Annotated in this window: 6 protein-coding genes; 3 read left to right on the forward strand and 3 right to left on the reverse strand. The window is 52.4% G+C overall.

The features are described from left to right. The coding region (locus AC2FNE_RS24260) for an MFS transporter (protein ID WP_496806528.1) at window positions 1-1,491 on the forward strand (1,491 nt) is incomplete at its 5' end. 94 nt (window positions 1,492-1,585) lie between these two features. Continuing rightward, the gene (locus AC2FNE_RS24265) at window positions 1,586-3,589 is read left to right on the forward strand and encodes a cellulase family glycosylhydrolase (protein ID WP_367648208.1); all 2,004 of its coding nucleotides are present in this window, start codon (window positions 1,586-1,588) and stop codon (window positions 3,587-3,589) included. Between the two features lie 103 nt (window positions 3,590-3,692). Here AC2FNE_RS24265 and rpmE read toward each other — a convergent pair whose 3' ends face one another. Continuing rightward, entirely contained in the window at window positions 3,693-3,914 is a 222-nt protein-coding gene (gene rpmE, locus AC2FNE_RS24270) for a 50S ribosomal protein L31 (RefSeq protein WP_170476780.1), read from the reverse strand. Window positions 3,915-3,925: 11 nt separating this feature from the next. Continuing rightward, on the reverse strand, window positions 3,926-4,309 hold the full coding sequence (rplS, locus tag AC2FNE_RS24275) for a 50S ribosomal protein L19 (protein WP_170478030.1): 384 nt from the start codon (window positions 4,307-4,309) through the stop codon (window positions 3,926-3,928). A gap of 379 nt (window positions 4,310-4,688) precedes the next feature. Here rplS and AC2FNE_RS24280 point away from each other — a divergent pair, with 379 nt between their 5' ends. Beyond that, window positions 4,689-5,492, forward strand: a complete 804-nt coding sequence (locus AC2FNE_RS24280; RefSeq protein ID WP_170608466.1) for a glycoside hydrolase family 25 protein — start codon at window positions 4,689-4,691, stop codon at window positions 5,490-5,492. 132 nt (window positions 5,493-5,624) lie between these two features. Here AC2FNE_RS24280 and trmD read toward each other — a convergent pair. Continuing rightward, a partial coding sequence (gene trmD, locus AC2FNE_RS24285) for a tRNA (guanosine(37)-N1)-methyltransferase TrmD (RefSeq protein WP_496806529.1) occupies window positions 5,625-6,299 on the reverse strand: 675 nt, incomplete at its 5' end.

Here is a 6,299-nt window from a genome sequence, read left to right on the forward strand (position 1 = left end):
GTGGCGACCATTCTTCCCAACCTTAAGGCTGAATTTGATCTAGGCCCGTCAGGCTTGCAGTGGGTAATGGCAGTTTACACGGTGGTCAGTGCCACACTGGTCACAATTGTCAGCCGATTGGGGGATATCACCGGCAAAATGGGTGTGTTCTTCTTTGGAATGATCGTCTTTGCAGTTGGGTCTGGGTTGGTTCTTTTCTCGCAGGACGCCGCGATGCTGTTAATAGGCCGCGGAGCGCAAGGGGCGGGTGCCGCCGCCTTGTTCGGAACGTCGCTGTCTTTGCTCACCGCGGCGACGCCGGAAGAAAAACGAGCCAGCGTTACAGGAGCATGGGGCGCGATCGTCGGTCTGGCCATCGGTCTCGGTCCGATCGTTGGCGGGGCATTTGCCCATTACATCAGCTGGCGAGGCGTATTTGCGACTGATTTGGTATTGTTGGTAGCTGCTTTCATAATCGGATTGCGCGTGCAACGACAGAATTATGTACCAGACACAAGGCTGCAAGGGGCAAAATTTGACTTTCCCAGCGCCGTGGCTCTTGTTCTATTGCTCGGTCCATTGTCATTTGCCTTAAGCAACGGTGAAAGCAAAGGGTGGGGAACCGTAACCACGCTTATTCCATTATGTGTCTCGGTTGTCGCTGTTTTTGCGCTGATCACAACTTCGCGTCGCAGCGATGACCCTTTGATCGAGTTGCGATATTTCCGCCATCCCCGATACTTGATGGCCGCGACAGGCATGTTTTTTACAGGTTTTGCCCTGTTTTGTTTCTTTGTTTACTTTAACACGTTCGTGCAATCTCCGGATACATTTGCGTACACGGCAATCGGTGCAGGGGCAGCGATATTGCCGCTCAGCCTAAGTATGTTTGCCGTTTCAGTTACCGCCCCCCGGTTCCTGGCACCCTACAGTTTTCAGTGGCCCATCATTTTGGGTATGGGTAGCATGGCTTGCGGATTGTTCCTGCTGACTTCGACGACAAACACAACAGGCTACTCTGAAATATGGTGGAAGTTGGTCATTTTGGGCCTTGGACTTGGTATAGGGTTTTCGCTGCTGCCAAGGTTGGGATTGCGGCTTTTGCCAGAGGAACATGTCGGGCAGGGATCAGGTGTAGTCAACGCTTTTCTCTATTTTGGCGCAACGCTGGGCGCTGTTATCGGCGGCTTGGCGGAGGCAAGATCGACTCGTTCCGGTCTGGCTGAGGTGATTGCCGCGCTTCCGGCCGGATCGAATAAAGAGGAAGAACTGTCTCGTGCTTTGACGCATGGGACTCCAAGTCAAATTCAACAGATCATTTCCGGTATGAATCCTAATTCCGGCACATCGCTGGCCAAAGCCCTTAGGGATTTGCAGGACAATGCGTTTGACAGTGCCATGTTGTGTGCCGCCGTTGCCGCATCGATTGCGGTTATTCTTGCGCTCCTTTTGTTGCGTGGGCCAGTGCCCCCGCTTCAAGACGCAAAGCAACTGGTCAAAGACAAAAGTTGAAAGCGGCGACAATATTTAACTAAGCTTTCAGCGCGTTGCAGCTTATGATCTGACGGTAGCAATTTTCTGATTGGGTGCCTTTATGAGCTGTATTGTGAGAAACATACATTCGATACTGTTTACTATATGTCTTTGCCTCTTCACGCTGCACTCAGACCGCGATGTCGCTGAAGCCTCGGAAGACTGGCCACTAGACAAAATCACACTTCGGACCGCGACACCGGACTTAAGTGGGTTGAACCACAAACCTGCGGGCATTCACGGGCGCGTAATGGCGCAAGGGGATCAACTGATCTTCGAAGACGGTACGCCCATCCGGTTTTGGGGCGCAAATCTGCAGGCATACGCCATTTACTTTACCGAGCCTCGGAACATTAAGGCGCATGCAAAAAGGTTGGCTCAGTTGGGCTTCAATCTGGTGCGAATTCACCATCACGACTCCGATTGGGTTCAGCCGAACATATTTGGCGAGAATGCGAAAACTACGACCCAGCTCAATCCTGCGTGGTTGAACAAGCTGGATCAATGGATAACTGCCCTAAAGGACGAAGGTATCTACATCTGGCTGGATCTTCATGTTGGCCGCCGCTTTACTGCGTCAGACGGAGTGGAAAATTTCGAAGAACTTGCCGGTGGGCAGGACAAAGCTGATGCCGTGGGTTTCAACTTTGTTTCACCAAGCATCGAACGCCTTATGCAAGAATTTCAAACCGCGTTTCTGTCCCACAAAAACAAATACACAGGTCTGAGTTATTCTGAAGAGCCAGCCGTGATTGCCGTTCAGATTACCAATGAAAACGATCTGACACATCATTTTGGGAACATACTGTTACCAGACAAAGGCGTTCCACGGCATTCCGAAACTTACATGGCTTTGGCAAATGCATTCGCAAAGGAACACGGGTTTGACGCGGAAAGGACTTGGCGGGCGTGGGAGTTTGGGCCGTCCAAGATTTTTCTTAACGACCTTGAGCACAAGTTCTTTGACAGGATGGCACAGTCAGTCCGGGATACTGGGTTTGACGGGTTAATTTCCACGACGAGCCTTTGGGGCGAGATGTCAATTGCCGGTTTGCCCTCGCAAATGCGCGGGGGCATCGTTGATACGCACAGCTATGGATGGGAAGGAGAAATAGATTTTGATCCGCGGCAACGAGCAGGTTTGCTTGATTGGTTAGCTATCGCACAAGTCGACGGTCTGCCTCTGAGCGTTTCTGAGTGGAATATCGGGACTACTTTGGCTGAAGATCGTTTTGTTGCACCCGTTCGTGTGGCTGCAATGGCCGCGTTTCAGGGGTGGGACGCAATGATGGTCTACGGGTATTCGCAACAAGGACTGAATGGAAATGTTTTTCCTGAAAACTGGAGCATTGCCAGTGATCCGGGAATGATCTGGATGATGCCCGCTGCCGCGATCCTTTACCGCGCCGGGCATATAAGGCAGGCAGAACAAACCTATGCCTTGTGCCCCGATGCTTCAGATTTCTTTGGCCGTTCGATTGCACCCGATACTTCCATTGGTATTCGTACGATCATTGAGCAAAGCCGGTTAGTTACGTGTATGCCCGAGACACCCGCTTTGCCATGGCTGACTGCGACTAACCTGACTGGTAAAAGTTACCAGGACTTGGATCCTGATCGCTCTTATCTAAAGTCGAGATCGGGCGTGGTTGAAGCAGATACCGGAGAGTTTTTCAGAGCATTCGAAAAAGGTCAGTTTGTCGTTAATATTGATAACAGTCAGATAGTTGCCGGGCGTTTTCACGGCGAACCCGTAAAGACATCAAATGTTGAGTTTAACGTCGATAACCCTATGGCAGCGATCGCAGTGCAGAGTTTGGATCAATCAGCGTTAACGCAGGCACGGCGCATTCTTATTTCGATTTCCGGACGCGCGATTTCTGTACATCCCGAAGACGAGAATTTCCGTATTGAACCCATAACAGGCATTTTGCGGATACAAGCTCGGCCAGATTTGGAATTGATTTCCCGTGACGGGCGCGTCGGTGACGTATCAGCAGCGCACACCGTCAAAGATGGCGTTCACGAGATCGATTTGGGAAAGGTAAAGGGAAGTCGCTGGCTCTATCTTGAATGATCGCCATACCATTCTGGTTTGGGTTGCCGAATTCGGCGTCGACCATATCAAAATTAAAAAGCCGCCCGAAAGAGGGCGGCTTTCGAAATCAGAATGGAATGGATCAGAAACCCAGACCTTCGTACTTCTTTTTGAATTTCGATACGCGACCACCTGCATCCAACAGACGGGTACCGCCGCCGGTCCAAGCCGGATGAGAGGACGGGTCGATTTCCAGAGCAAGCTGATCGCCTTCTGAACCCCATGTCGACTTCATCTGAACGATGGTGCCATCGGTCATCTTGACGTCGATGAGGTGATAATCGGGATGGATGTCTTTTTTCATCTTTCCGCTCCTTACGCCTCGGCGCCAGCCTTGGGCTTATAGTTGGTGACTTCTGCGATACGCGCGGACTTACCGCGGCGCGTGCGCAGATAGTACAGTTTGGCGCGGCGGACTTTACCGCGGCGAACAACGGTGATGCTGTCAATGTTTGTCGAATACAGCGGGAAAACACGCTCCACGCCTTCGCCAAACGAAATTTTGCGGACAGTGAACGATCCGGCGATTCCATCGCCGTTCTTGCGCGCGATACAGACGCCTTCGTAGTTCTGAACACGCGTGCGTGAGCCTTCGGTCACCTTATAGCCGACACGAATGGTGTCGCCGGCCTTAAAGTCGGGGATGTCTTTCCCCAGGGCGGCTATCTGTTCCGCCTCAAGCTGTGCGATCAGGTCCATCGCAGTTACTCCTATCTGCTCGTGGTTGGTCCACGAAGTTTGGGCACGGTCTGAGAGCTCTTGGTCTTCATCGGGTCCTGCGAACAGCCCGCCAGAGTTCAGATCGAATGTTTCTTTGGCTTGGCTTGCTATGTTGTGCCCTTGCAGAAGAAAGCCGGGCGCAGTGCCAAGTAGCAAACCAAATCACCGGAGTCACTTGGCGTGGCACCGGATTGAGGTCGTTTAAGGAATTTGAAGCCGGCGATCAAGCCTAAATTGTCGTAAAACAGAGGGCATACGGTGGGTTTTCGCCGTCTGAGAAATGTATCGTTGCCTTGTTCCGTCGATCAGGCATTCTTGGGGCAATTATACGAGCAGATTTCAAGCATAGGAACAGACGATGCGCAAAGCCGTCATTTTGGCCATCTTGGCCGTCGCGCTAATTTCATGCGGGCGTCGTGGCCCCCAGCCGCAGGCTGTCGAACCCATGGCATTTGCTGACACGACTTCTCCGTCAGTTATATTCCCGAAATTCGGGGATGCGGATCCTCACGATTGGGAAGGACGGCATCCCGGGCTTTACCCGGTTCACGGGTTGGATGTTTCACGATGGCAGGGTCAAATTGATTGGCGAACTGCCAAGGCTGCAGGGGTAAGTTTCGCCTTTATCAAGGCGACGGAAGGCGGGGATTTTTCCGACCCGCTTTTCGACGATCACCGGCGAGGCGCGCAGGCGGCGGGCGTACCTTGGGGGGCCTATCACTACTATTATTTTTGTCGTCCGGCTGCAGAACAGGCCCGATGGTTTATTCGCAATGTACCCAAGGGTGCAGACCTGCCACATGTGCTGGACATGGAATGGACGCCTCATTCCAAAACCTGCACTCTTCGTCCGGATGGGGAAACAATTCGCGCCGAAGCAGAGCGTTTCCTTAGCATCTTGGAGCGACATTATGGTCGCCGGCCCATCATTTACACCACAGTAGATTTTTACGAAGATACAGACATCGCACGATTGCCCAAAACGGATTTTTGGTTGCGCTCAGTCGCGGGCCATCCGCGCAATGTTTATCCACGAACCATTTGGCGGTTTTGGCAGTACACTGGCACCGGTCTGGTTCCAGGGGTAAAGGGCAAGGTGGACATCAACACTTTCAATGGCTCACCAGATATATGGGTCCGGTGGAAGGCTGGGGCCTCCTGATCATGAATATGCCTGTTTAAGCCAATATTCGTGCAGTTTTTGTTCACTTAGAACTGGTGGCTAGTAATTTGAAAGTTTGCGGATCCAACAACAATAATTCGTATCAGCGGCACGCAGTTAGATCGCTGCGACTTAATCATTATTCTTTTTCTGTGACCTTAAATAGCTCTCCCACAAATCTGGTCGCCGCTCGCGGGTGATTTGCACCGACATTTCATGGCGCCAATTCGCGATACGACCGTGATGACCCGACATAAGAATATCAGGGATATTTCGGCCGTTCCATTCCGCAGGGCGCGTGTATTGCGGGTGTTCCAGTAGACCGGAGGAAAAACTCTCTTGCTCTGTGGAAGCCTGATTGCCCAGAACGCCCGGGATAAGCCGAACCGTGGCGTCGATAAGCGCCTGGGCCGCGATTTCCCCCCCAGTTAATACGAAATCGCCCAAGGAGACTTCCTGAACTCCGTAGTGTTCCAAGGCGCGCTCATCCACACCTTCAAATCTACCGCACAACAGGGTGATGCCGTCGCAACGCGCCAAATTCTGCATCATCTGTTGGTTCATCGGGCGACCACGAGGGCTGAGGTAGATGATAGGCCAGTTGCCCCGTATACCCGTCATGGCATACTCGATGGCTTCGCCCAGAACGTCAGCACGCAAGACCATGCCCGCGCCGCCGCCTGCGGGGGTATCGTCGACATTTCGATGCTTGCCGACACCAAACTGCCGTAGATCGACCGTATCAAGCTGCCACAAGCCGTCTTGCAAAGCTTTACCGGTTAAGCTTTCACCCAAAACGCCGGGAAA

The sequence above is a fragment of the Ruegeria sp. YKSD179 genome (assembly GCF_059612885.1).